At 61.2% G+C, this 23,149-nt stretch carries 25 protein-coding genes and 1 riboswitch; of the genes, 10 read left to right on the top strand and 15 right to left on the bottom strand.

The annotated features are described in order from the left end of the window. Nucleotides 1-2: 2 nt before the first annotated feature. Nucleotides 3-1,679, bottom strand: a complete 1,677-nt coding sequence (locus GJB56_RS12575) for an FAD-dependent oxidoreductase (protein WP_019749255.1) — start codon at nt 1,677-1,679, stop codon at nt 3-5. Between the two features lie 213 nt (nt 1,680-1,892). Between GJB56_RS12575 and GJB56_RS12570 the strand changes: the two genes are divergently transcribed. The 4 genes from GJB56_RS12570 (at nt 1,893) to GJB56_RS12555 (ending at nt 3,717) form a co-directional block, all read left to right on the top strand. Beyond that, complete coding sequence (locus GJB56_RS12570; RefSeq protein WP_113684106.1) at nt 1,893-2,387, top strand: DUF3558 domain-containing protein; 495 nt, start codon at nt 1,893-1,895, stop codon at nt 2,385-2,387. A 99-nt stretch (nt 2,388-2,486) separates the two neighbouring features. Beyond that, a complete protein-coding gene (locus tag GJB56_RS12565) occupies nt 2,487-2,801 on the top strand; it encodes a hypothetical protein (RefSeq protein ID WP_230091179.1) in 315 nt (104 codons plus the stop codon). An 8-nt stretch (nt 2,802-2,809) separates the two neighbouring features. Next, a complete protein-coding gene (locus GJB56_RS12560) occupies nt 2,810-3,325 on the top strand; it encodes a DUF3558 domain-containing protein (protein ID WP_113684047.1) in 516 nt (171 codons plus the stop codon). A 212-nt stretch (nt 3,326-3,537) separates the two neighbouring features. Continuing rightward, nucleotides 3,538-3,717, top strand: coding sequence for a hypothetical protein (locus tag GJB56_RS12555; protein ID WP_230091178.1), 180 nt, complete (start codon nt 3,538-3,540; stop codon nt 3,715-3,717). Between the two features lie 56 nt (nt 3,718-3,773). Here GJB56_RS12555 and GJB56_RS12550 read toward each other — a convergent pair whose 3' ends face one another. Together GJB56_RS12550 and GJB56_RS12545 are read right to left on the bottom strand one after the other, a co-directional pair. Further along, nucleotides 3,774-4,235, bottom strand: a complete 462-nt coding sequence (locus GJB56_RS12550) for a 6,7-dimethyl-8-ribityllumazine synthase (RefSeq protein ID WP_113684048.1) — start codon at nt 4,233-4,235, stop codon at nt 3,774-3,776. Between the two features lie 46 nt (nt 4,236-4,281). Further along, nucleotides 4,282-4,794, bottom strand: coding sequence for an Lrp/AsnC family transcriptional regulator (locus tag GJB56_RS12545; protein WP_003941343.1), 513 nt, complete (start codon nt 4,792-4,794; stop codon nt 4,282-4,284). A gap of 219 nt (nt 4,795-5,013) precedes the next feature. On the opposite strand from GJB56_RS12545, the gene GJB56_RS12540 reads away from it, so the two are divergent. From GJB56_RS12540 to GJB56_RS12530, 3 genes are all read left to right on the top strand, one after another. Continuing rightward, nucleotides 5,014-6,129: a Glu/Leu/Phe/Val family dehydrogenase gene (locus tag GJB56_RS12540; RefSeq protein ID WP_113684049.1), complete on the top strand. Its 1,116-nt coding sequence runs from the start codon at nt 5,014-5,016 to the stop codon at nt 6,127-6,129. A gap of 129 nt (nt 6,130-6,258) precedes the next feature. Next, on the top strand, nt 6,259-7,377 hold the full coding sequence (locus GJB56_RS12535) for a methyltransferase (protein WP_113684050.1): 1,119 nt from the start codon (nt 6,259-6,261) through the stop codon (nt 7,375-7,377). Nucleotides 7,378-7,490: 113 nt separating this feature from the next. Further along, nucleotides 7,491-8,858 (top strand): acetamidase/formamidase family protein, encoded by a 1,368-nt coding sequence (locus GJB56_RS12530; RefSeq protein WP_113684051.1) that lies wholly within the window; start codon nt 7,491-7,493, stop codon nt 8,856-8,858. Nucleotides 8,859-8,878: 20 nt separating this feature from the next. Here the strand turns inward: GJB56_RS12530 and GJB56_RS12525 are convergent, their stop codons facing one another. The 7 genes from GJB56_RS12525 to GJB56_RS12495 form a co-directional block, all read right to left on the bottom strand. Further along, nucleotides 8,879-10,225, bottom strand: coding sequence for a T3SS (YopN, CesT) and YbjN peptide-binding chaperone 1 (locus GJB56_RS12525; RefSeq protein ID WP_070385708.1), 1,347 nt, complete (start codon nt 10,223-10,225; stop codon nt 8,879-8,881). 212 nt (nt 10,226-10,437) lie between these two features. Continuing rightward, nucleotides 10,438-10,917 carry a hypothetical protein gene (locus tag GJB56_RS12520; protein ID WP_069147281.1) on the bottom strand — a complete coding sequence of 160 codons (480 nt, stop codon included), beginning with the start codon at nt 10,915-10,917 and terminating at the stop codon, nt 10,438-10,440. 165 nt (nt 10,918-11,082) lie between these two features. Then, a complete protein-coding gene (locus GJB56_RS12515; RefSeq protein WP_020908363.1) occupies nt 11,083-11,640 on the bottom strand; it encodes a LysM peptidoglycan-binding domain-containing protein in 558 nt (185 codons plus the stop codon). 288 nt (nt 11,641-11,928) lie between these two features. Continuing rightward, complete coding sequence (locus GJB56_RS12510; RefSeq protein WP_113684108.1) at nt 11,929-12,735, bottom strand: ABC transporter ATP-binding protein; 807 nt, start codon at nt 12,733-12,735, stop codon at nt 11,929-11,931. After that, nucleotides 12,732-13,535 (bottom strand): ABC transporter permease, encoded by an 804-nt coding sequence (locus GJB56_RS12505; RefSeq protein ID WP_041815060.1) that lies wholly within the window; start codon nt 13,533-13,535, stop codon nt 12,732-12,734. The genes GJB56_RS12510 and GJB56_RS12505 overlap by 4 nt, the downstream gene beginning before the upstream one ends. Further along, a complete protein-coding gene (locus GJB56_RS12500; RefSeq protein ID WP_019749243.1) occupies nt 13,513-14,541 on the bottom strand; it encodes an ABC transporter substrate-binding protein in 1,029 nt (342 codons plus the stop codon). The genes GJB56_RS12505 and GJB56_RS12500 overlap by 23 nt, the downstream gene beginning before the upstream one ends. Continuing rightward, nucleotides 14,541-15,284: a TenA family protein gene (locus GJB56_RS12495; protein WP_020970100.1), complete on the bottom strand. Its 744-nt coding sequence runs from the start codon at nt 15,282-15,284 to the stop codon at nt 14,541-14,543. Before GJB56_RS12495 ends, GJB56_RS12500 begins: the two co-directional genes overlap by 1 nt. Next, a riboswitch (TPP riboswitch) is annotated at nt 15,272-15,367 on the bottom strand. Its footprint overlaps the gene before it by 13 nt. 130 nt (nt 15,368-15,497) lie before the next feature. Here GJB56_RS12495 and GJB56_RS12490 point away from each other — a divergent pair. Continuing rightward, nucleotides 15,498-17,066 carry a carboxylesterase/lipase family protein gene (locus tag GJB56_RS12490; protein ID WP_113684052.1) on the top strand — a complete coding sequence of 523 codons (1,569 nt, stop codon included), beginning with the start codon at nt 15,498-15,500 and terminating at the stop codon, nt 17,064-17,066. Here the strand turns inward: GJB56_RS12490 and GJB56_RS12485 are convergent. Beyond that, entirely contained in the window at nt 17,059-18,333 is a 1,275-nt protein-coding gene (locus GJB56_RS12485; RefSeq protein ID WP_020908357.1) for an MFS transporter, read from the bottom strand. The genes GJB56_RS12490 and GJB56_RS12485 overlap by 8 nt on opposite strands. Nucleotides 18,334-18,455: 122 nt before the next feature. Next, nucleotides 18,456-18,725, bottom strand: coding sequence for a GNAT family N-acetyltransferase (locus GJB56_RS12480; RefSeq protein ID WP_020908356.1), 270 nt, complete (start codon nt 18,723-18,725; stop codon nt 18,456-18,458). A 575-nt stretch (nt 18,726-19,300) separates the two neighbouring features. Between GJB56_RS12480 and GJB56_RS12475 the strand changes: the two genes are divergently transcribed. Continuing rightward, on the top strand, nt 19,301-19,627 hold the full coding sequence (locus GJB56_RS12475; protein WP_003941297.1) for a hypothetical protein: 327 nt from the start codon (nt 19,301-19,303) through the stop codon (nt 19,625-19,627). Nucleotides 19,628-19,684: 57 nt separating this feature from the next. Here the strand turns inward: GJB56_RS12475 and GJB56_RS12470 are convergent, their stop codons facing one another. Together GJB56_RS12470 and GJB56_RS12465 are read right to left on the bottom strand one after the other, a co-directional pair. Further along, the gene (locus tag GJB56_RS12470) at nt 19,685-20,308 is read right to left on the bottom strand and encodes a Type 1 glutamine amidotransferase-like domain-containing protein (RefSeq protein ID WP_113684053.1); all 624 of its coding nucleotides are present in this window, start codon (nt 20,306-20,308) and stop codon (nt 19,685-19,687) included. 34 nt (nt 20,309-20,342) lie between these two features. Continuing rightward, the gene (locus GJB56_RS12465; RefSeq protein WP_070385711.1) at nt 20,343-21,161 is read right to left on the bottom strand and encodes a maleylpyruvate isomerase family mycothiol-dependent enzyme; all 819 of its coding nucleotides are present in this window, start codon (nt 21,159-21,161) and stop codon (nt 20,343-20,345) included. Nucleotides 21,162-21,352: 191 nt separating this feature from the next. Here GJB56_RS12465 and GJB56_RS12460 point away from each other — a divergent pair, with 191 nt between their 5' ends. After that, nucleotides 21,353-22,891 (top strand): AMP-binding protein, encoded by a 1,539-nt coding sequence (locus GJB56_RS12460; RefSeq protein ID WP_070385712.1) that lies wholly within the window; start codon nt 21,353-21,355, stop codon nt 22,889-22,891. Between the two features lie 91 nt (nt 22,892-22,982). Here the strand turns inward: GJB56_RS12460 and GJB56_RS12455 are convergent, their stop codons facing one another. Beyond that, nucleotides 22,983-23,144 carry a DUF488 family protein, N3 subclade gene (locus GJB56_RS12455; protein WP_206745220.1) on the bottom strand — a complete coding sequence of 54 codons (162 nt, stop codon included), beginning with the start codon at nt 23,142-23,144 and terminating at the stop codon, nt 22,983-22,985. Nucleotides 23,145-23,149 lie beyond the last annotated feature (5 nt).

Here is a 23,149-nt window from a genome sequence, read left to right as displayed (position 1 = left end):
CCCTATTGTTGAGCGAGATAGCGGTGGACGAACATCACGGCCATCGCGCCCTCTCCGACGGCCGACGCGACGCGCTTGGCCGATTCGGCGTGTACGTCCCCGGCGACAAACACTCCGGGGACACTGGTTTCGAGATGATGTGGTGCGCGGTCGAGCGGCCACCCGTCCGGTGTGACGCCTTCGGACGGAAGGTCCGGGCCGGCAAGAACGAAGCCATTTCCGTCGCGGACCACCACGTCTCCGAGCCAGTCGGTCAGGGGAGCGGCACCGATGAAGATGAACAACCACTGAGCATCGACAGTGTCTTCTTCTCCGGTGGCTCTGTTACGCAGTGTGATTCGTTCGAGGTGATCGTCACCCTCAGCGCCGACTACCTCCGTGCACGTGCGCACGGTGATCTTCGGATTCTTTTCGATCTGCTGAATCAGGTAGTAGGACATCGATGCTTCGAGCGAGTTGCCGCGAATGAGAATGGTGACGGACCTAGCTCCGCGGGAGAGGTAGACCGCAGCTTGGCCTGCCGAATTGGCGCCGCCGACTATGTACACATCTTGTTCGCTGCACCGAGCGGCTTCGGTGACAGCTGACCCGTAGTAGACCCCTCGGCCAGTGTAGGTATCGAGCCCCGGCGCCGAAAGTTGGCGATAGGAAACACCGGTCGCCAAGATGACCGAGTGGGCGTCGACCGACGAACCGTCGTCGAAACGCACGGTGCGGGCCGAGCCGTTGATTTCCAAACCGGTGACGTCTCGCGCGGTGATGACCTCGGCGCCGAACTTGGTTGCCTGGCGTCTTGCGCGATCGGCCAACTGTGCGCCGGAAACTCCGTCGGGGAAGCCGAGGTAGTTCTCGATTCGTGAACTCTGGCCGGCCTGACCGCCAGTCGCCCGCCGTTCGATGAGAACCGTCCGAAGCCCCTCCGAAGCGCCGTACAGAGCAGCGCCCAGACCCGCAGGGCCGCCGCCGATGACAACGAGATCGTAAAAGTCTTCGGAGAGGGTGGTACTCAACCCGAGTTTGTCGGCGAGTTCGGCGTCAGTGGGCTCGACGAGGACATCCCCATTGGATGCGATGACGACGGGAAGCCGCAGTTCGTCGGTACCGGCAGCCGAGAGCAGTCGTTGGCCTTCCGGCTCGTCCGACATGTACCAGCGATAGGCAAGTTGGTTGCGTGCCAAGAACTCTCGAACGTCGGAGGATCGCTCGGACCAACGATGGCCGATCACCTTTGTTTCCTCGGCGGGGTGATGACTCGAGCTTGCCCAGGCATCGAGCAGCGCATCGATGACGGGGTACAGCTTCTCTTCCGGCGGATCCCACGGCTTGAGGAGGTAGTGGTCGAGGTCGACTACGTTGATGGCGTCGATCGCAGCATCAGTATCGGCGTAGGCGGTCAGTAGAACGCGCCGAGCTACGGGATACAGGTCCATTGCCTGTTCGAGGAACTCGATTCCACTCAAACCGGGCATGCGGTAATCGGCGACGATCACTGCGACTGCATCGCCGCGAAGTTTCATTTCGCGCAAGGTTTCGAGAGCCTGGTCGCCGGACTCCGCACGAATGATTCGGTACTTCTCGCCGTACCGCTTGCGGAGGTCTCGAACGACGGCACGCGAAACACCAGGGTCGTCGTCGACGCTGAGGATCGCTGGTTTGGCCGGGGCTTTCGGTGCGCTCACTCGGTGCCTTCCCGAAGTTGTAGTCAACCTCTCCAGTATGCGACTGCTGAGCTGAGCGTCAATCGCTGGAGATGCGCTCTGAGTGAACCAGCGATCGTGACCTGGGAATTTCAAGATTGCGGGAACCGATCCGGCCTCCGATGCATCCAATACAGTGGGTCCACATCAACAGGGGGTGCCATGCGGGGGTCGGTGGGGGTTGGGCGACTGCTCATGGCTGGGATGTTGGTGTGGGCTGCGGCAGGATGCAGCTCAGTCGTGGAGGGGGCGGCTGAGCCTGCATCCGGCCAAGAGGGTTTGTTCGATCCATGCAAGGACATTCCGGACTCAGTTCTGGAAGAAGTGGGGCTTGATCCGGCTACCGAGGAAGTTGACATCGAGGGCGTCGAACAACCCGGCTGGAAGATCTGTTCGTGGACAGAACCGTGGTACTACCTGATTATTTACTCGAACCGCTTCACCGTGGACGATGCCAAGAAGAACCCCGACTACACCGGTTTTGAAGAGATCTCTTTGAACGAACGTCGTGGCGTTCAGTACCACCGAGCTTCAGACGTCAGAATCGACAAATGTTATATCGCGTTGGAAGCGAAACAGGGTTCAATCTGGATCGTGGTCGACACGAAAGGTATTGCAGAGCAGAAAGGCTCGACGTGTGGTCTCGCGTCTGAGTACGCGCACACATTGTTGGGCGCCTTGCCTAGATAGCGCTGGATTTGCGCCAATGTTGATTTTGGGCGAGCGAGCACTCGCCCCGGAGTGGACCGGATGGGAACGATGACTGGACTGAGTTCTGATCATTTCGCCTTGGATTTCGACACGGCTGCAAGGATGGCTTCGGCTTGCAAGGCGCTGCTCGATGAATTGGCGGCAGCGCTTCGAAGCGTAGAAGTTGTGAAGGACGCTAAAGGGATGGGGACGCTCCAATCTGGAATCGACCTCGCCGCGAAATTCTCCAAGAAGGCCGTCGGCGGTGAGGATTCGTTGGAGAAGTCGTTGAACAGCCACATCCAGGTGGTCACCGAGATGCGGGACTTCTTTCAGAAGTGTCTGGACAGCTACAGCGGTGTCGATGCTTCCAACGCAGTCATGCTTACAGGACAGGACCTTCCAGGCTCGTGAGTTTTCGGATGAAGGCCCGCAGCGTGGTGGCCGTTCTGTTCGCGGGCGCACTGGCAGCCGGGTGTGGCGCGTCGGTACAAGGGTCGCCGCAGCCTGCGTCGGGTCAAGAGGGTTTGTTCGATCCGTGCAAGGACATTCCGGACTCGGTGTTGGAAGAAGTGGGGCTTGATCCGGCGACCGAGGAAGTTGATATCGCCGGCGTCGAGCAGCCGGGTTGGAAAATCTGTTCGTGGGCTGAGTCCTGGTATTACTTTTCGATTTTTTCGACCGAAAGTTCCATCGAGACCACCAAACAGAATCCGAACTACGTGGGATTCAAGCCCGTGACGATCGGCCAGCGAGACGGCGTCGAGTTCCATCTTCAGGCGGATGCCGACCTTGTCCGATGTTTCGTCGCCTTGCCTGCTGCGCAGGGGGCGATTTGGCTCAGCGTCGATACCAAACTTGCTCTTAAGCCCGAAGGGTCGACATGCGAGCTCACGCAACATTACGCGAACCTGCTCGATCAACGTCTCCCCAGTTAAACACGTGTTCTATCGGCCGAGTTGAGGATCTAATGTCTGAGACCCATACCTGGCGAACTCCAAGTGCCCACAGCATTGACCTCGACCCAAATGTTGCAGCACAGCTTGCCGTCGCGTGTGAGGGGTTTCTTGCCGAGTTGCAAGACATGGCAGGCAACTTGAACAGACTTACTGCCTTGGACTGCTTTGGGACACTTCAGTCGGGAAAAGACATGGCTGGCAAGTTTGCCCAAAAGGCCACCGGTGGTGCCGATTCACTCGAAAAGTCTCTTCTCAGTCATGCGCTTGTAATCACCGAGATGCGGGACTTCTTCCAGCAATGTGTCGACCGCTACGGGGAAGTCGACGACTCGAACGCCTCCGCACTGGCAAGAGTCGACACCCCTCGATAGACACAAAAAATCTCGCTGAGTCGATGGCATTCGACTCAGCGAGACTTGGGTAACGACTAGCTGGTGGGCAGGGCCCTCAACGACTTGACGGTGGCGTCGACCGCGCGAGCAGCCTCGGCGCCCTTCTTCACGAAATGCGTGCTGAAGTAGTCGACGTGCTCGGCGTGCTCGTGGAAGTGATGCGGCGTCAAGACCACCGAGAAGACCGGAACGTCGGTGTCGAGCTGCACGCGCATCAGACCGTCGATGACAGCCGTCGCCACGAAGTCATGCCGGTAGATACCGCCGTCGACGACCAGACCTGCGGCAACGATCGCCTGGTAGCGGCCGGTCTTGGCCAACCGCCGGGCGTGCAGGGGGATCTCGAAGGCTCCCGGTACCTCGAAGAAATCAACCGTGTCCTTGGGGTAGCCGAGCTCGACGATCGCGTCGGTGAATCCGTCGCGTGCACGGTCGACGATGTTGCGATGCCACGTCGCCTGAATGAACGCGATGCGCTGTCCCTGGATCTCACTCATAACCATGAAACTAGCGCACTTGGAAGCATCGACGCGACCACCCGTCCTAGTCCTGCTGACGGGGGAAGGCGGTCGAACGACCCCATCCGGCGTCATTGGTGAGGTGCTCGAGGAGAGGCTGAATTCGATACGGAAGGGGATTGGTCAGAGCGATGGTCGTGGTCGAATGCGTGACGCCTGGAAGTGACACGATCTGCTCGGCCAACTTCTGCAGCGCCGCGTGCGTCGAGGTGGCGACGCGAACGAGCAAATCCTCGCGACCGGTTGTGGCGTGAATTTCGATCACCTCGGGCAACTCGGTCAGACTCCGAGCGACTGCGCTGATCTTGCCCTGCTCGAGTTCCAGACCGACAAATGCCTGAATCGGGATACCGACCTCGGGGAGATTGAGATTCGGCCGAAACCCGGTGAGAAGTCCGTTGGATTCCATGCGCTTCATTCGCGACTGGACGGTGTTGCGGGCGACGCCCAACGAGTTGGCCAACTCGGCCACACTCATCCTCGAGTCCTTGCTGAGCAGTCCGAGCAACTGGACGTCGAGCTTGTCGATGCTGAGCACTTTGTGAACCTCTCCTCAGTGATATGGGTCACTGGATGATCGAATTGACTAGTTCAAGAGATTTGCATTGACCAAATCGTAGCTCAGGCAGAGCATTGGTTCCACGAATTGCTCAGCGGGATTCTCTTTGGGTTATTTGTCCCCAATAGTACCCAACGGCCATTTCGTCCCAATATTTCGACTGCACCCCGTTTATCCTTCGGAAAGGTCTATCCCACAATGACTCTCACCGCCGAGCCCGTGAACTCTGTTGTTTCCCATGGCGACACTGCGGGCGTGTTCGATCGCGCCGACTACCTGCGCGATTACCCCCACGAGCAGGTGAGCTTCTTCCAGGATCCCGCGAGCGGCCTCAAGGCCATCGTCGCCATCCACTCCACGACGCTCGGCCCCGCGCTCGGCGGAACGCGCTTCTACCCGTACTCCGACGAATCCGCCGCAGTCACAGACGTTTTGCGTCTCTCGCGCGGAATGACCTACAAGGCTGCGGTTGCCGGCGTGGACCTCGGCGGCGGCAAGGCCGTCATCATCGGCGACCCCGCAACGGCCAAGACCGACGAATTGCTCGGCGCCTACGCAAAATTCGTCCAGACCCTCGGCGGCCGCTACATCACCGCTGGTGACGTCGGAACCAACTCCAACGATCTTGACATCATCGGTCGTAACACCGACTTCGTCGTCGGCCGCAACGCTACGGTCGGCGGTTCCGGCGACAGCGCTCCGATGACGGCCCTCGGCGTTTTCCAGTCGATGCGCGCCGCGGCACAGTCGCATTGGGGCACTCCGTCGCTCGCAGGCAAGACCGTTGGTGTCGAGGGCACAGGCAAGGTCGGCTACGAGCTGATCAAGCTTCTCCTCGCAGACGGCGCAACCGTGTTGGCGACCGACGTCAACGCCGGAGCGCTCGATCGCGTCAAGGCGGACTTCCCGCAGGTGAGCATCGTCGACAGCATCATCGACGCTGATCTCGACGTTTACGCACCGTGCGCGATGGGCGCAACACTCACCGACACGACCGCACGCTCGATCAAGGCCGAGGTTGTCTGCGGCGCTGCCAACAACCAGCTCACCGTGCCCGAGGTCGAGAACATCCTCCGCGACCGCGGCATCACCTGGACCCCCGACTACGTCGCCAACGGCGGCGGCCTCATCCAGGTTGCCGGCGAGCTGAAGGGCAACTCGGCCGAAGAGGTCAAGCTCAAGGTCGAGAAGATCTTCGACACGGTCACCGAGATCTTCGCGAAGTCGAAGAACGACGGAATCCTCGCCGGCGAGGCTGCTGACGCGGTCGCCGAGGCTCGGATCGCCGAGGCAGCTCGCGTAGCCAAGGGCTGACATCCCTCTCGCAGTCATGTAGCGCGGCCGGTCCCGACTAGTGTGGACACCAGACGAGCAGATTTTGCAGATCTGGACCACATCAGCCGGTAGACCGGCCGCTATGCGTCGGACGCCGGAAGGGCTTACATGACTGAACAATTCGCAGTGTGGACCGAGAACGACGTCGAGCAATCGGCCCGTTGGGGTTCGACGAGCAACGCCCCGGTGCCCAAGCGCATCGTCGTCGCCGACGACACGATGAAGGCCGACGACGCCTATCGCTTGGCATGCGAAGGCACGGCGTTGTTGTGGCGCGGAGATTTTCAGAACGCTCGCCAACTGTCGAAGGCCGTCGCGTCGCGCATCGACCGCAAGCCGCGCCGAGCGTCCGACGACCCAGCCAAAGCCTTCCATCTCCACCGGCAGACCCAAGGACGCCGCGCGCAGATCCTCGGTATGCTGCTCATTCCCTTGGATGCAGATCTGTCGATTCCACTCCGGCGAGCCCCGGACGCGCAAGTAGCGTTGACCGAAGCCTTCGGGATTACCGGTGAGCCTTCGGTTCGCTCGTTGCGTGACATCCTCGGCGCGATCGGCGCTCACGAGTGGCACCGCAAAGGTGTTTTCATCGAGGCTCTCGACGCACGAGTGCATCCCGCTTTCGGAGTGTTCTCACCCGTCCGCGGGGAGTATGTCGATCTTGTCGCGTCTGCTCCGCTACCGTCGACGGAATCTGCTTTCGATATCGGAACAGGTACCGGCGTTCTTGCTGCCGTCCTGGCGCGGCGTGGCGTCAAGACAGTGACGGCCACCGACCAGGACCCCCGGGCATTGCAATGCGCGCGCACCAACCTGTCGCGGCTTGGCTACGGCGATCAGGTGAACGTGGTGGAAGCAGACCTCTTTCCCGAAGGCACCGCTCCGTTGGTGGTCTGCAATCCTCCCTGGATTCCGGCCAAGGCCACCTCGCCCATCGAATACGCCGTCTACGACCCTGCTGGAGCGATGCTGAAGGGCTTCCTGACTGGTGTCGCAGCGCATCTGGACGATGGGGGAGAAGCGTGGCTGATCCTCTCGGACATTGCCGAACACCTCGGTCTCCGAACGCGATCCGAACTACACGACCTGATTGCGGCCGGTGGGCTCACTGTTGTCGATCGCATGGACGTCAAGCCGACGCACTCAAAGGTCAGTGACCGAACCGATGCGCTTCACGCTGCCCGGGCACGAGAGACGACCTCGCTCTGGCGGCTTCGCCGTCGCTGAATTCATTCTCAGTCAGCGGTATTTCCTTGCCATGAAATGGTAATGAACGAGTAACAAATCGGGTCTAGCTTTCTTCGCAGTCGCACATCGTCACGCACTCCGGAGGAATCTCGATGGAAAACACTCTTGCCCGCAACGCAGCCGAAGATCTGACGAAAGGTCTTGGCCGACGCGGATTCATGAGGGCAGTCGCGGCTCTCGGTGCGGGAGTAGGCGTTGCGGGTGTGGCTTCGGGATGCGCGCACTCGAACGCGTCGCCGGCTGGATCGTCCTCCTCTGCACTACCGTTCGCCGATGGCATTCCGACTCTGCAACCTGGCAGCGGAAACGTCAGTGGCGATCACTATCTGAGTTCGGATCCGTCGGACGTCATGTGGGGTTATGTACCCAACATCCACACCCGCGAGGTGATGCGGATGAAGTCGGGCCAGACCGTCACGATCGACGCCCTCTCGCACGAGGGAATTCTCGAGGATCAAGGGCGCAATCCTCTCGAATACTTCGGTAGCAAAGGCGTTTCCGAGAAGGACGTGCTCGAAGATGCGATTGCCGTTGCGGCCGAATACAACCGAACCGAACGAAACTTCGACAAGGACGGACCGCACGTCGTCACCGGCCCGGTCTTCGTCGAAGGCGCCCAGCCTGGAGACGTACTCAAGATCGAGACTCTCGAAGCCATTCCCCGCGTGCCGTACGGCGTTGTGTCGAGCAGACACGGCAAGGGCGCTCTCGCCGTCACAGCAGACGGAACCGCTCCAGCGGGAATCACTCTGGACGAAGTCATGCCGCCGGTCGCCACAGACGGGCGCGCAACAAAGGACCCGTTGAAGTACGGCGGTGTTTCCACCTTCACGGCGATCGAAGACGGCAAGGGCGTGATGCCTTTCGGACAGTCGAAGGTGCGGTTTCCCTTGCGACCCTTCATGGGAATGATGGGAGTTGCCTATTCCTCGGATGCCGACCCGACGTCCCCGTCGTCGAACTCCATTCCTCCGACCCTGGGCGGCGGAAACATCGACATCAGGCATCTCGGTGTCGGATCAACCTTCTATTTGCCGGTATTCGCTGAAGGCGCCCTCTTCTACGTCGGTGACCCACACATGGCCATGGGCGACGGCGAGGCAGCGCTGACGGCGATGGAAGGATCGCTGCGCGGCACGTTCCGACTGAGCGTGTGCAAGAAGAACTCCGGTGACGCCCCATTGGTGGCATTCGGATACCCGTTCGCCGAGACCGAGGAGGCCTGGATTCCGATCGGCCTGTCCGACCCCAACGGTTCGGTCGATGGGCAGAACAGTGACCTCAACGGCGCCATGCGGCGCGCGGTGGTCAACGCACTCGACTTCCTCGAGCACGATCGCGGTATGGATCGAGCGACGGCCTACGCCTATCTTTCTGCCGCAGCCGATTTCACGGTCTCACAGGTAGTCGATCGAACCGTGGGCGTCCACGGACAGATCTTCAAATCCCACTTCGAATAGAGGGAAGGCGATCCGTCGTGTCAGGACGGATCGTCGAAGAGACTCTGTTGCAAGGGATCGGCAAACAGGCCCATCTGCTCAGGTTGCGGCTTTGCCGGCGTCTCGGTTCGAGAATTTGGCAGGACCACCAGTCGCAGAGCCCCGCGAAGACGGTCGACCATGAGTTCCCACCCACCGACCTGATCCTCGTATCCTGCAGCCTCTTCGGCGTCCCCGCGACTGTGGGCGTCCACCGCCTGACTACGGAGCTGAATCTGCCATTCGTTACTGATGTGGAGGAGCTGAAGAATCAGATCGCGATCGCGCCCGCAGACATCGGCTACCGCGTCGAGATCCTCGGCCACGTCCAGATCGAGATGCAGCAGGGTCTCGAGTTCGGGAGGCAGGTCCTCGGCCGTCAGATCGGGCTGCAGCGAGGAGGAGTCACCGCTCTTGTTCGCGAAGAAGAGGTCTCCGCCGACGCGTGCGGCGAACTCGTCGTCCACGGTACGCAGGAACGACGTCAAGGCTGCGCATGTATCGGTGAGTTGTTTGGGAACGAATGGTGAGCCCGCCACCTCGAGGAACACCGACAGACGGTCGTCGATCAAGACGAACTTGATGCGCGACCACTTGCGGTTGAGATCGGCGATGACCTCGGCTGCACGAGTGCGGTTGCTGATGTCCTGAACGAGCGGGGAGAACAACTGCACGTCCATGGACTCGGAAAGCGGACCGACGAACATGACCGTCGAACCGACCCGAATTGGTATGTCGCCGTCGCTGTCCCGCTCGGGAAGCGTGCCGAGCATGGGAAGCAAAGCGAGAGTGACCAACTCCTTGAGGTGGTCGACGTCGTTGGGCATGTAGGCCGCGGTGGGGTCGAGTGTCGGAAGTTCTGTCGACTCGACAACCGACGGATCGAAATCCGGAGTCTGCTCGTTGCCGGTGAGATCGCTGGATAGAAAAGCCGGGTGCTGCACACCGAACACATCACGGAACGCAGCGACAGTCATCGCTGCGAGCTGATCGGCCCAGTTCTGCGCCTTGTCGACGCAGAAGGCGGGGGAGTTGTTCGGATCGTCGAGATTCTCGGAAGGCGGATTCCAGCCGAGTGCGATCAACTTTTGTTCGTCGGCATCTTCGAGTCGATAGCGCGGATGAAGGAAGTCGTTGGAAGGAACCTCGCAGCGGACTGTGTTCTCGTCCCACACGAGGAACTGAACGCATGGCGCTGCGCCGTCAGCTGGATCGAAGTCGCCGGTGGACGATTCCACGGCAAGCACGTCGCCGTCGACCATGATGGAAATGTGATCGCCGAGGCGACGTTGAAATTCTGCCCATGCCCGGTCGACACTGACATCGAGATCGAAGCCCATTGCGCTCATCAGCCACCTCCTTCCGCAAAAGCTCAGACCTATACGGTATCGCGAGCTCCCGACAATGCTGCTGTCCTTTTCCGGTCGACCGGATTGCAGCGGGCCACGAACCGTGACGACTAGGAAGGTTGTCGCAGGTAGATCGGGTATTTGAGAGCGGCGACTGAAGTGTGCCTGTAACCGCCGTCACGCCAGGCGGTATGCAGGCGAAAGAGCGAGGACTATCCGGCGAGAACGGGCGAGACCTCGACGACGGGCGGCGTGGACCCGGTCGTGACAACTGGGGTGGTGCTGGTCTTGGTGGTCGTGGCTGTCGCGGTCGGTGACGAGGTCGCGGTAGCCGACGCGGTGGTGGACGAGACCGGTGTTGTCGTACTCGTTGCAGTCGTAGTGGACGTAGCGGAGCTCGTGCTTGTCGCGGTCACCACCAGCGGCTGATTACGAGGAGCAGTCGTCTCGTCGGCGATTCGCCAGGTCGGCGTCGGCGGGATGACAACCGTGGGAACTGCAACCGAGCTGTAGAACGCGGCCGGTTCGATCCCGGCGACGGACTCCACGGAAACCGACGAGACCAGAGCGGGAGGCTTCACCACAGGGCCGCCGGAACCGAATGCGCCGGCTGCTCCGCCGAAAACGAGGCCTGATGTCAGAGAGAGAGCGGCCACTGCGACAGCGCCGATCATGACTGTTCTGTCTTTCATGCACACCTGTCCTTCGGGAGCAGTACGGAAGTACTGTAGGCGAAAAGATGCCGCAATGGAGTATCAGGGCCTGCTGGGCGGGACGCGAATCTGTGTGGCGTAGAACACAAAAGGCCCCGGGCGTCGACGCGGACGTCGGCACCCAGGGCCAGGTCAAGCAGTGAATCAGGCGGGGATCGTCAGTACCTGACCGGCGTTGATGAGATCCGGGTTCGGGATGCCGTTTGCATCCGCGATGCGCTGGTACTGGTTGCCGTCACCGTAGAAACGCTCGGCGATTGCCCACAGGGTGTCGCCGCTTTCGACGGTGTAGCTCTGCGCTGCCGGAGCGGCGGGTGCAGGCTCGGGCTCCGGTGCCGGAGCGGGCTCCGGGGCAGCCTCGGCGGCCGGAGCCTCGATTGCAGTGTCCGAAGACCACAGAGCATTTCCACCGGCGGACAGAACGACGTTGCGATCGTCCTGAACCGAGAGGGAGGCACCGTCGTTGCCTGCGGTCTGCGATGCCCACACGGCGTCGGAGTCCTTGTAGATGACGAAGTTTCCGTCAGCCTGCACCTCGGCGCGGTTGGCGCCGGATCCGTTGGTGCCTGCGGCCCAAACAGCCTGTCCGCCCTCGGACAGAACCAGGTTGCCGTCGTCCTGCAAGGTGAGGGTGTATGCGCCGTTGTCGGACTTGAGTTCCTGGCCGACTCCGAGGCTCTGACCTGACTGCAGTGTGCTCACGCTGTCCCTTTCCAAATCTGTTGCGATGACTGTGCCTCCACGATTCCGCTTTACCGTCCAGTTACCTTCTGGCCGTTGGTCTCGTAGGCGACCGAGTGTACGTTACCGAAGAGTACGGAGAATTGTGCAGCGTTGACGGACTGCGTGTCGAGCGTTCGGATCTTGCTGATATTAAGGCGTTTTGGGTGAAAGTGCCGGATCATGGTACGTGACCTCGTCAGGTTTCGGTGCGCATTCTCCTGAACTCCAGGTGAACTCGAAACTCTCTCAGCGCATTATCAGTAACCGCTAGGGGTGTAGTGACTTGCGCGTCTCGTCGTGGAGAACGGCAAGCAGTTCACGCTCGACGTCGGCGAACTCGGGCGTGGTGATCATGTCCAGCTCGCGTGGTCTCGGCAAGGGAACGTCGACTACGCACCTGACCGTGGCCGGACGCGCAGACAGAACGACCACGCGGTCGGACAGATAGATCGCTTCACGAATATCGTGGGTGATCATCAGCACGGTCCACCGGTACTGCTGCCACACGTCTTGCAGCCAAGCCTGCATCTCGGTGCGGGTCAACGAGTCCAGTGCGCCGAACGGCTCGTCGAGCAGCAGGACAGGTTTGCCCTGAACAACGGTGCGCAGCATCGCCGCTCGCTGGCGCATACCGCCCGACAGCTGTGACGGCCGGGCGTCCTCGAATCCGGACAGGCCGAACGCGGGGAACAACTCACGAGCGCGCTCGCGTGCTTCCTTCTTGCCGACTCCCTGCACTTCCAAACCGAGGGCCGTGTTGTCCAGTACCGAGCGCCAAGGGAACAGAAGATCCTTCTGCGGCATGTACGCGGTGTGCACCTCGGCGGCTGCTTCGGATTCAGTTGCGCGCGTGCCTACACGGACTGAACCCGAGGTCGGGGATTCGAGCCCGGCCAGGACGTTGAAGATCGTGCTCTTGCCGCAGCCGCTCGGCCCGATCACCGACACGAATTCGCCCGCGTCGGCGCGGAAGGACACCGAATCGAGTACGAGACGCGATTCTCCGGCAGTGTCGAACCTCTTGGTCAGGTCCTGAATTTCGACCATTGCCTCCTCGACCGTCGGGTCGGTCATGTCCGCGACCTTTCGTTCATCGCCCATGGTGCAACGATGCGCTCGATGGCGAACGTCAGCAAGTACAGCGTGACGCTGATCAACGCGGTCACCAGTACGGCCGCCAACACCAGATCGGTGCGGAAGGAGTTCTTCTGGGTGCTCATGTAAATGCCCAAACCGGAAGTAGCGCCGACGTATTCGGAGAACACCGCGCCCACGACCGCGTAGGTGATACCGATACGCAGGGCGGTGAAGAATCGCGGAATCGCCGAAGGAAGGCGGACGTATCGGAACTCCTGCCAGCGAGTGCTGCCCATACTGCGCAGGAGAGCGCCCGCTTCACGGTCGGCCGCGGCAAATCCCTCGATGAGTCCGATGGTCATGGGGAAGAACGTTGCAAGTGCGATCACCAACACCTTCGGCAGCAACCCGAAGCCGAACCAGATGATCATCAGTGGCGCAATGGCGATGATCGGCAAGGTCTGCGAGACGACAAAAAGTGGTACCAGCGCGCGTGACAACCACGGTGAAAAGTCCACGACGACAGCAAGAATCCAGGCCAACACCAATGAAACAGTGAAGCCGACCAACGTGACCTGCAATGTCGACCAGGCGTGGCCGGAGATGATCTCGCGGTTGTCCCACCCCTGGGACAGAACGCGACCCGGAGACGGAAGTACTTGCGGCCGAATCCCACTGATCTCGACGTAGATCTGCCACGCCGCTACGAGGAGCACCACCACGGCGAGCGCGGGAAGCGCCCGCCGCATGGCCGAGACCAGCCGTCCGCTCACGTCAGGACGCGTCGAGATACTCATTGGTGAAGTACTCCGACCAGTCCGGCTTCTGGGTCAGCGGCTTCCCGTCCGGTCCGGCGAGCAATCCGTTGTCGAAGAGGAATCCCGAATAACCCGACCAGGTTTCGAGATTCTGGGCGCCCACGACGCCGTTGGCGTCTTTCATGTAGTCGGCGGCGAGCATCCGCTGACTGTCACGGACGAGGTCTTCGTCGGTGAAAGCTCCGGGGTTCGCGTCGATGAGATCCTGCGCGGCCTGGTCCGGGTTGTCGGCAGCAGTCTGATATCCGCGTTGAACGGCCTTGACGAACTTGCGTGCCTCGTCGGGATGGTCCTTCAACCACTGCTGGTTGCCGTTGATCACGATCGAATACGCATCGGGGAAGCCGTAATCGGTGTACTGGAAGTACCGCATCGGAGTTCCGTTTCGCTCCGCTTCGAGGCCTTCCCACGCAAAGTAGGAGACCGTGAAATCGGCCTGGCCCGAGTACACGGCTTCGTAAGCAGACGTACCGAGCGTGACCGTCGTGAAGTTCCCGGTCCCGCCGTCGTTGCGGATGATCTGCTGCAGTGTCTCGACTTCGCCGGGATCGCCGAACCCGGCGTACGTCTTTCCGTCGAGATCACGCGGGCGCGTGATGTCCGCACGATCCGCCTTCACACCGATGCCGGTGGCGCGGTGCTGAAGTGGCGCGATGACGGACGTCGTGGCGGCGCCGGCCGCTCGGGCGAACGTGGCCTGACTCTGTGTGCTGATGCCGAACTCCGCGTTGCCGGCGTCGACCAGGGTGTCGGGCGAGGTGTTGTTGTACGGCAGGATCGAGACGTCCAGACCGGCGTCCTCGAAGTAGCCCTCTTGGAGTGCAACGTACAAACCGGTGTGGTTCGTGTTCGGGGTCCAGTCGAGTGCGAACCGAATGGTCCCGTCGGAAGAGCCGGTGTCAGCGGCGCATCCGGTCAGAACTGTGAATGCGGCTGCGATCGCGGCAGACGTGGCAAGTGTGCGGCGCAGCGCCGCAAACGACATCACGACGCCGGCCAAGGCTGCTGGTGGAGTGCGGAATCCCAAAACATCAACTCGTAGCGACTGGCGATGCGGAATGCTTCACTCATCGCCTCACGCTCTGTCTCGGTGGCTGCTTCGGCCGCAGCATCGACCAGTACGCGGGCCTGCGCCACCGACTCGTGGAATTCGGGTGCGTCGTACGTCGTGACCCACTGTGCGTACGGATGCGACGGATCGGCGTCGAGTACCTCGCGCGCTGAAGCGGCAAGATCGCGGCCGACCTCGGCGTAGATCCAGAAGCAGGGGAGTACTGCCGCTGCGGAGACCGGGTAAGGCGCAGTTGCCGCAGTCGCCGTCAGATACGAGACGTATCCCAGGCAGGCCTGCGAATGCTCGAGCCTTCCCGATCCCGCTGGAAGAATTCCACCGGTGAGAAGTCCGTCGTGAAGCGCAGATTCCACTGTCGCTGCCGTGGACGCGGAATTCGACCAGAAGCCCGCCGACTGCGGATCCGGGGCGTGGGCCGCGACCAGGGACAACGCTTTCGAATACCCCTCGAGATAAAGCTTGTCCTGCTCGATGTACGTGCGGAACGCGTCGAGAGGCAAGGTTCCGTCGCCGAGGCGTTTGAGGAACTCCAGTGAGTCGATCGACTCGCGGAGGACCTTCGTCTCGGCCCAGAGCCGATCGGTGAACCGATCCGTCGACGGCGCTGTGGCCACCGAGTTTTCGGCAGAATTGTATGCAGGCTGCGTAGTAGCCATGACATCCCTTCGTCAGCATTACCTGATCAGGTTCCCGGGTGTGTTCTCAGCCCCGCCCATGCGGAGCACCCCGTGTCAGAACTAGGCGACCTTAACACCGAGCCTCTGCTTCGTCGGCGCCTACCTGGCAGTTGAGTAGTCGGCGCACATCGGCCTTATGTTGGTACGTTTGGTCTTGTTTGCCACACGCGCGGGTCGGGAGGGGATTCAGACATGGAGACCGACGTTCGACCGAATCTGGGCGAGGACGGAACACTCGTGATCCGTGCCCGCGGCGGAGAAGCCCGCGGGTATCCGGATGGCGGAGTATTCGCGTGGAAGGGCATGCCATACGCAGCAGCGCCGGTGGGTGCGCGGAGGTTCCGCGCGCCGCAACCCGCTGAGCCCTGGGACGGGGTGCGCGACTGTCGTGAGTTCGGGCCGATCGCGCCGCAGGGCCAGAGCCCGGCGGTTCCGATCGACCGGGCCTTCAAAATCGACGAGGACTGCTTGTCGATCAACGTGTGGGCCCCGCGCCCCGACGGCACGCCGCGACCGGTGATGGTGTGGATTCACGGCGGCGCCTACTGCCTCGGGTCCGCCGCCCAAACGATCTACGACGGCCGTCATCTGGCTGAAACCGGTGACGTCGTTCTCGTCTCCTTCAACTATCGCGTCGGAGCCCTCGGATTCCTGGACCTGTCTGGATTCTCCACCGCGGATACCGTTTTCGAATCGAACTGTGGTCTGCGAGACCAGATTGCGGCACTCGAATGGGTTCGAGACAACATCGACGCCTTCGGGGGTGACCCGAGTGCGGTGACGGTGTTCGGTGAGTCCTCCGGCGCAGGATCCATCACGACGCTCATGACCTGTCCGAGCGCCGAAGGTCTGTTCCATCGTGCGATTGCCCAGAGTCCTCCCGCGACCTCCGTCTACGGGGCCGAGCGCGCCAAGACCGTGGCGGAGCGGTTTCTCGAACTGCTTTCGATCGACCCTGAAGACGCAGGCGATCTGCTGACCACGGATCTGGGACTGCTCGTCAAGGCAAGCGATGACCTGGTCAACGAAATTCCGACCCGGATTCCGGGAACTTTGGCGATGGCACCCGTTGTCGATCGTGATCTGGTGCCGCACTACCCGGTTGCGGCTTTCCAGAAGGGTTACGCGCACCGAATCCCACTGATCATCGGTTCCAACAAGGACGAGGCGTCGATCTTCAAGTTCATGAAGTCTCCGCTGATGCCGGTGAGCGCGCAGTCGGTCGAGGCCATGCTGCAACTGCTGGCGGATGATCACCCCGACATCTCCGCGACCAAGCTTGCCGAGATCATGTCGGCTTACCCTGATCACGCGAAACCGAGTGGCGCGCTGGCACTGTCGCGGGACGCGGCGTTTCGCATGCCGACTCTGTGGATCGCCGACGCTCACTGCAGGCATTCCCCTACGTGGGTCTACCGCTTCGATCACGCGACGCCGATGCTCAAGGCGGCGCGGATCGGTGCGGGCCACGCGACCGAATTACCTTATGTATTCGGCAATTTCGGAACCCTGAACGTCGACCCCACGTTCTGGCTGGGTGGACGGAAGGCTGCGATGGAGGTAGCCGGCCGTATTCAACGGCGATGGTTGGCCTTCGCGCGGCATGCCGTGCCGGCAGCTCTCGACGGTTCGAAGCACTGGGCGCCGTACGAGGAAGAGAGGCGGTCGACGCTGTTGATCGACTCGGCTGACACCCTCGTCAGCGACCCCGATCACGGACTGCGCGTCGCCTGGGGCAACGACGTGATGGGGTTCAACTGACGTCGGTCGAGTGTCGCGGACGATCCAGTTCGCGAAGCACCGGCAGGGAGGCACAGACTGCGGCGATCAGGATGATCGGAATCGACAGGGCCACAAAGGTCGACGCGATTCCGAGTTGATCGAGCAGAGGGCCGACCGCGAGGTAGCCCAGCGGGCCGGCGGCGTAGGCCGTCGACGTCATGACACCGACGACGCGTCCGCGCATGTGCTCCGGGCTGTGCGTCTGCATGGCGTAGTTGGCGATCGGGCCGACTGGTCCGTAGACGAGCCCCTGCAGTCCGGCGAGCACAAGGATCACCCACAGCGGAGGTAGAAGCGCCATTGCAAGCATCGCTATGCCGAGAACGGCAACGGCAAAAATCATGATCAGTCGCCGGGACATGATCGGTGCCAGCGGAGCGTAGGCGAGAGAGCCGATGATGCCGCCGATCGCCAGTGCCATCAGCACCGATCCGAGTTGCGCCGGTTGATCCAACTCTGTGAAGTACACCGGGAACACGACGCTCTCCACCGGCATGTAGAGCGCGACGACGGCCATGTCGATCAGCGCCAGAGTGCGCAGCAGTTTGTTGTTCCAGACGAACCGAAGACCGTCGAGTGTGCCGTGCCAGATCGATTTCGGACGATGTTCGTGTTCTGGGACTCCGGCGCCAGGAAGGCGGATGAAGGCAACCACGACGATCGAGAACACAAAACCAGCCGCCGTCACCCAGAGCGTGTTCACCGCCCCGATCGTTGCGATCAGGACACCGCCGATGCCAGGGCCGATCAGATATGCGACGTTGAAATTGGCCTCGTACACGCTGTTGGTGCGATCGAGCTTCCACTTGGCTGTCCGAGTTGCTGCAGGCAGCATGGACTCCCTCGCCGCCATTCCGGCGGGGTCGAACACCGCACCGAGCGCGGCCAACGCCGCGATCACCGGGATCGTCAAGCCCGCGGTGGCCGCGATGATCGGGATCGCCGCTACGGACATCGCCGAAAGAGCGTCGGAAATCATCGACGTTCGACGGCGTCCGAATTTGTCGACGAATGTGCCCGAGAACAGGCTCGACACGAGTAGCGGAATGGCTGCTGCGCCGGCAACTATCGCCGCGTCGGTAGCCCTGCCGGTTCGTTCGAGAACAAGCCAGGGGAGTACGACGATGGCGATACCGTTGCCGATCGCCGAGAACAGCGTCGCGAGATTGACGAGGACGAGAGGGAGATAGCTGGGGGTAACTACGTCCTCGGATGCAGGTGGGCGCCGATCTGCTGAGGCGACCACGTTCTTTCCTTCCCCGAGATGGTGCCGACCAGGATTTCGAGAGTTTCGACGACGGCACCATCGACGCTAGCAGCGGGGGTTGCAGGTCCGCGAGTGATTATTCGTGGACCGTCCGCGTTCGGTTATGCCTGGTAAACGGGGTTCTCTGCAACAAACTTCTCGACGTACGAGCACGTCGGAAGGATCTTCAATCCCTCGTTCCGGGTCTGATCGAGCGCTTCCCGCACCACGATGGCGGCAAGCCCGCGCCCGCGAAACTGTGGGTACGTCACCGTGTGGTGGAAATCACGGACACCGGAATGGTCCGAGTACTCGGCAAAACCGGCCAGTTCGCCGTCGACACGGATCTCGAAGCGCGTTTCCGCGGAGTTGTGCGCCACTGTCTCGGTCATCTTCGGGCTCCGTTTCGAAAGGGCGGCCGGTTGCGGCGCGCCGCGTCTGCGTTCTGTGGAGCCACGCTACCTGGCAGGCGGTCCGCAATATCGCTTGCCGGCGTGAGTTCCGTTACTTAGCGCAACTACAACTGGACGACCGTTCAAGGGACCTTGGTCGTGTCGGATCAGGAAGAAAACTGGTCTGTACGTGCCGATTTGCCCGTACTTTTGTGCCCACATTGGGTGATACATATGCATCACGAACGTAAACATCCCAATATGTGGGACTCGTCACAAAGTTTTTTGTCATCTGTTCGGATGGATTAAGTGGAGGGCCTGAAACGGGCAAATTGCAGGTCAGCGGGGCGCGGATTGTGTGTCGGCGAAGGGTGCGAGCGCCCGGAAACCCCAGGGGTATTGCCTTGGTCATCAGATCGTTTCTCGGACGTGATCCCAAAGACCCGCTTGGGGGGTTAGCGTTTGAATCGTCGGGGATAGAAGAAGCGTTACAACTTCGCCAAAAAAACTTTGGTGCGGCTTCGCAACGGTTCGATTTCGAGTCTTCGTCGGACAACTTCGAGGAAGGAACGCACATGATTTTCGGGCAGCGTGAGTCGAACAGTTACTTTGCCGCAATTTTTTCGTACGACTTCCTTGACGAAGGTCTGGGATACGAGACCATCGCACGGATCCACCGGGGCGAGATCTGCGAGTGGATTCGCGATCTCGAGGCGTCCGGGTTGTTCTCGGCTGCGGAGGTCCATGCCGCCGAACTGGCATGGCGCGAAAATCCGCGCCTGCTCCTCGACGCCCTTCTCGAGGACGCCGACGAGGTCTCGGTCAAGCGCTGGGAGATTGCGTGGACGAGGCTAGAGCGTCAGTCGCCGGCAGCCGGAACCGCGGTGGCAGAGCACGGCTGATCCAGTCGGGCCAAGTCGACTCCCCAGTCTGCGTCAAGATCAACCGTCTGCGTCAGATCAGCGGTCGACGACTATCACCTCTTGATCAGTAAGCACGGTGAATTGCGCGCCAGCAGTGGTCAGCGCTGCGACCGTCCGCGCGGTCACCTGCGGATCTTCGAGAAACGAATCGCCGCCGTGCGGCACTATCGCGAAGTCGACCAGCGCGAGCCCGGACCAGATCGGGTCGATACCGCACGTAGGCGTGACTTCAGCGGGGTCGTCCGACGCGTCGAGCCCGATCAGAGTCGGAGTCACCAGACACGCTCCCGCGCTGTATCCCGCATAGGCCACGAGGCCCGAACGAACCAGCATCTCTATGACCCGATCTGCGCCGCTTCGGGCTAGCTGAGCTCGCAGGACAAACGTGTTTCCGCCGCGAACCCACATACAGTCGAATTCGCGAAGTCGGACTTCGAGTGCTTCCGTTGCACCCAGGAAGTCTCGGACGTCAACTTCCTCTGCCGTGAAGCCCGCGGCCCGTAGTGGAGTCAATTCGCTTGTCACTGCCGAACTGCGGGCATTGACGGGCCACGAATCTGCAGCCGCGGCGATCACCGCTATGCGTGCGCCGCGGCCTACAAGATCGACAAAAGCCTCGCGGTGGTCGCCGAAACGGTAGGACGAGAGAAACAGTTTCACTTCTCAGTACCTTCGCGACCTACCCGCCCAGCTCTCAAATCGTGAACGCCAGATTGTCGACGACGCGTGCGCCCACGGTGGTGTCACCGCGAAGCGAGATGTCGGTTCGGTGATCGGACGCCTGGACGCGGCCACCGGCAATCCGGGTGAAGAGCGGTGAGCTCATCGAGATGGTCGTGGTCGCCGGACCGTCGAGCTCCGGGACGAGCGTTGCACGCGCATCGACCGAGATGTGAAGTGAACGGGCAAGTGGCCCTTCGAGTTCGAAAGTGATCCGTGCTCCCTCGGGTGCCTTTCCTCGTTTCCCGACGACAAATCCGAGCGCGCTGGTGATTTCGCCGAATGCAGTCTCCGCGCGCAATCCGCCTTCCTCGCCCGGAATGCCGACTGCATCTCTGATGTCGAGTTCGTGCATCCAACAGTCGAAGGTCCGAATGCGCATGAACCGGCCATAGGGCGCAAGACCGACCGGTGTTTGTGTCTCGGCGTCCCAGTCTGCGCCCGTCATCGAGCGAAGAGCGTCGGCTCGCGTGGCGGTGATATCGCGATAGTGGGCCAACAAGTCCGCGTGCGGCGTCCGCCTCAGGCCTTCGACCCAGCGCTCGTTGAACGCCGCAATCTCGTTGTGGACGTGAGGCAATGCGTGCACGTCCAGGTCGATCGACGGCGGATTGATGCCCGCGAGCAGTGATTCCGTACCGATCAGGTGGGACACGATGTCATGAACCGTCCACCCCGGAAGGTTGGACGGTGCCAACCACTGGTCACCGTCGAGTTCGGCAAGCAGTGCGTCGATGACTCTCCATTCCTCGGTCAACGCGTCGACTACTGCGTCCTGGGGCCAACCACTCATGCGGACATCTCCTGTTTCGGACGGTGCGGTTCTCCTCACTGTATGTCGCGCCGGATAAGTGAGCGGGCATTCCCATGCTTCGAGTCGGTGTCGCCAAACGTCCGAGGGAGGCAGAGTTCCTGTGGTAGACCAGGATTGTCGACGCCGAAGCAGGCTCACGCGGCGTTGTCGTCACCGACAGAGGAGTCTTCGTGTTTCCAGGAAATTTTGTCCAGTCCACGCCGGACAAGCCCGCCGTCATTCGCCCGGCGACGGGTGAGTCCATCACCTATCGGGAACTCGACGAACGGTCGACGCAGTTGGCGCGATACTTCCGAAGTGTCGGTGCCAAGCCTGGGGACCACGTCGCTCTCATCTCGAACAACGATCTCCGGGCGTTCGAGGTGTACTGGGCAGCATTGAGATCAGGTCTCTACATCACTGCGGTGAACTGGCATCTCACGGCTGCGGAGACCGCCTACATCGTCGACGACTGCGAGGCGACAATTCTGGTGGCGTCGGGTCAGGCGTCGACAGCAGTTCCGTTGGACGAGAAGCTGATTCCGCGCGTGCGTCACCGATTGGTGTACGGCGGCGCCCTCGAGGGTTTCGACGACTACGAGGATGCGGTCGATGCTCAGTCCGCCGATCCACTCGACTCGCAGCCACGTGGGGCTGACATGTTGTACTCGTCCGGAACCACCGGCAGGCCGAAGGGGATCAAGGGAGACCTTCCGGAGGGCGAGGTGGACACCACCATGGATCCGTACACCGCGGTGTTCGCGCCGATGTACGGGTTCGATTCCGACACAGTCTATTTGTGCCCGGCTCCGGTCTATCACGCGGCGCCCCTGCGCTTTTGTGGCGTGATCAATTCGGTCGGCGGAACCGTGATCTTGATGGATGCATTCGAAGCCGAAACCGCGCTGGAGTTGATCGGTAAATACGCTGTAACGCACAGTCAGTGGGTACCGACGATGTTCGTTCGAATGTTGAAACTTCCGAAGGAGACCCGCGATCGTTACGACGTTTCGACGGTGAAGGTCGCCATTCATGCTGCTGCTCCTTGTCCGCCTGAAGTGAAGGCGGCAATGATCGACTGGTGGGGGCCGGTGATCCACGAGTACTACGCCTCGACCGAGGGTTCGGGCGCCACCTTCATCAACAGCGAGCAGGCCTTGGCGCATCCGGGTTCCGTCGGTCGTGACGGAGTGATGGGGATCGTGCACATCTGTGACGACGCCGGGCGTGATCTTCCGGTCGGCGAGATCGGTACCGTGTTCTGGGAGCGGGAGACTCTGCCATTCCGGTACCACAACGACCCTGAGAAAACGGCTGCCGCGCAGCATCCGGATCATCCGACGTGGACGACGAGTGGAGATATCGGCTATATCGACTCCGAGCGTTTCCTTTATCTGACCGATCGTGCGGCATTCACGATTATCTCTGGTGGCGTCAATATCTATCCGCAGGAGTCCGAGAACATCCTTACCTTGCATCCGAAAGTGTTCGACGTGGCGGTCATCGGTGTTCCCGATGAAGAAATGGGCGAACAGGTCAAGGCGGTTGTCCAACTGGTGGAGGGAGTCGAGCCGAGTGCCCATGTCGCCGAGGAATTGCTGGAATACGTTCGCAGCCAGGTTGCACATTTCAAAGCTCCGAGAAGCATCGACTTTGCCGACGAATTGCCTAGGACCGCGACAGGAAAGCTCGTAAAGCACAAGTTGCGGTCTCAATATGTGAGCAGTTGATCCTCCGGTGAAATGCTAGGACATCAGAGTAATTCTGCGAGATAGTCGGCAAGGACCTGCGCGTGGCTGTATCGCAGGTCCTTGCTTGCTGTCAGTAGAACAACGGGTCGAGAATCCGATGCCGGTGCGATGCGTACTGCAGGTTTTCGCGTTTGACGCCGCGCGGGCAGAGTCGGTCGACGAGGAGACGGACGGCGTTACATTCGGAAGCCGGTTCGTAAACTCCCTCGACGGTGATTATTCGGCGCGTCATTCTCA

The organism is Rhodococcus sp. AQ5-07 (genome assembly GCF_009707305.1).
Lineage (GTDB): Bacteria > Actinomycetota > Actinomycetes > Mycobacteriales > Mycobacteriaceae > Rhodococcus_F > Rhodococcus_F erythropolis.
Note: the sequence above shows the minus strand (reverse complement) of the source record. Positions and strands in the feature narration are given on the sequence as shown.

What these genes read in the sequence shown, in the direction of transcription:
- GJB56_RS12555 (WP_230091178.1), top strand. Translation starts at nt 3,538, where the DNA reads ATGGCTGGCAAGTTTGCCCAAAAGGCCACCGGTGGTGCCGATTCACTC.
- GJB56_RS12475 (WP_003941297.1), top strand. Translation starts at nt 19,301, where the DNA reads ATGATTTTCGGGCAGCGTGAGTCGAACAGTTACTTTGCCGCAATTTTT.
- GJB56_RS12570 (WP_113684106.1), top strand. Translation starts at nt 1,893, where the DNA reads ATGGCTGGGATGTTGGTGTGGGCTGCGGCAGGATGCAGCTCAGTCGTG.
- GJB56_RS12520 (WP_069147281.1), bottom strand. Translation starts at nt 10,917, where the DNA reads ATGAAAGACAGAACAGTCATGATCGGCGCTGTCGCAGTGGCCGCTCTC.
- GJB56_RS12550 (WP_113684048.1), bottom strand. Translation starts at nt 4,235, where the DNA reads ATGAGTGAGATCCAGGGACAGCGCATCGCGTTCATTCAGGCGACGTGG.
- GJB56_RS12505 (WP_041815060.1), bottom strand. Translation starts at nt 13,535, where the DNA reads ATGAGTATCTCGACGCGTCCTGACGTGAGCGGACGGCTGGTCTCGGCC.
- GJB56_RS12465 (WP_070385711.1), bottom strand. Translation starts at nt 21,161, where the DNA reads ATGAGTGGTTGGCCCCAGGACGCAGTAGTCGACGCGTTGACCGAGGAA.
- GJB56_RS12495 (WP_020970100.1), bottom strand. Translation starts at nt 15,284, where the DNA reads ATGGCTACTACGCAGCCTGCATACAATTCTGCCGAAAACTCGGTGGCC.
- GJB56_RS12510 (WP_113684108.1), bottom strand. Translation starts at nt 12,735, where the DNA reads ATGACCGACCCGACGGTCGAGGAGGCAATGGTCGAAATTCAGGACCTG.
- GJB56_RS12500 (WP_019749243.1), bottom strand. Translation starts at nt 14,541, where the DNA reads ATGTCGTTTGCGGCGCTGCGCCGCACACTTGCCACGTCTGCCGCGATC.
- GJB56_RS12490 (WP_113684052.1), top strand. Translation starts at nt 15,498, where the DNA reads ATGGAGACCGACGTTCGACCGAATCTGGGCGAGGACGGAACACTCGTG.
- GJB56_RS12535 (WP_113684050.1), top strand. Translation starts at nt 6,259, where the DNA reads ATGACTGAACAATTCGCAGTGTGGACCGAGAACGACGTCGAGCAATCG.
- GJB56_RS12560 (WP_113684047.1), top strand. Translation starts at nt 2,810, where the DNA reads ATGAAGGCCCGCAGCGTGGTGGCCGTTCTGTTCGCGGGCGCACTGGCA.
- GJB56_RS12530 (WP_113684051.1), top strand. Translation starts at nt 7,491, where the DNA reads ATGGAAAACACTCTTGCCCGCAACGCAGCCGAAGATCTGACGAAAGGT.
- GJB56_RS12480 (WP_020908356.1), bottom strand. Translation starts at nt 18,725, where the DNA reads ATGACCGAGACAGTGGCGCACAACTCCGCGGAAACGCGCTTCGAGATC.
- GJB56_RS12455 (WP_206745220.1), bottom strand. Translation starts at nt 23,144, where the DNA reads ATGACGCGCCGAATAATCACCGTCGAGGGAGTTTACGAACCGGCTTCC.
- GJB56_RS12525 (WP_070385708.1), bottom strand. Translation starts at nt 10,225, where the DNA reads ATGAGCGCAATGGGCTTCGATCTCGATGTCAGTGTCGACCGGGCATGG.
- GJB56_RS12540 (WP_113684049.1), top strand. Translation starts at nt 5,014, where the DNA reads ATGACTCTCACCGCCGAGCCCGTGAACTCTGTTGTTTCCCATGGCGAC.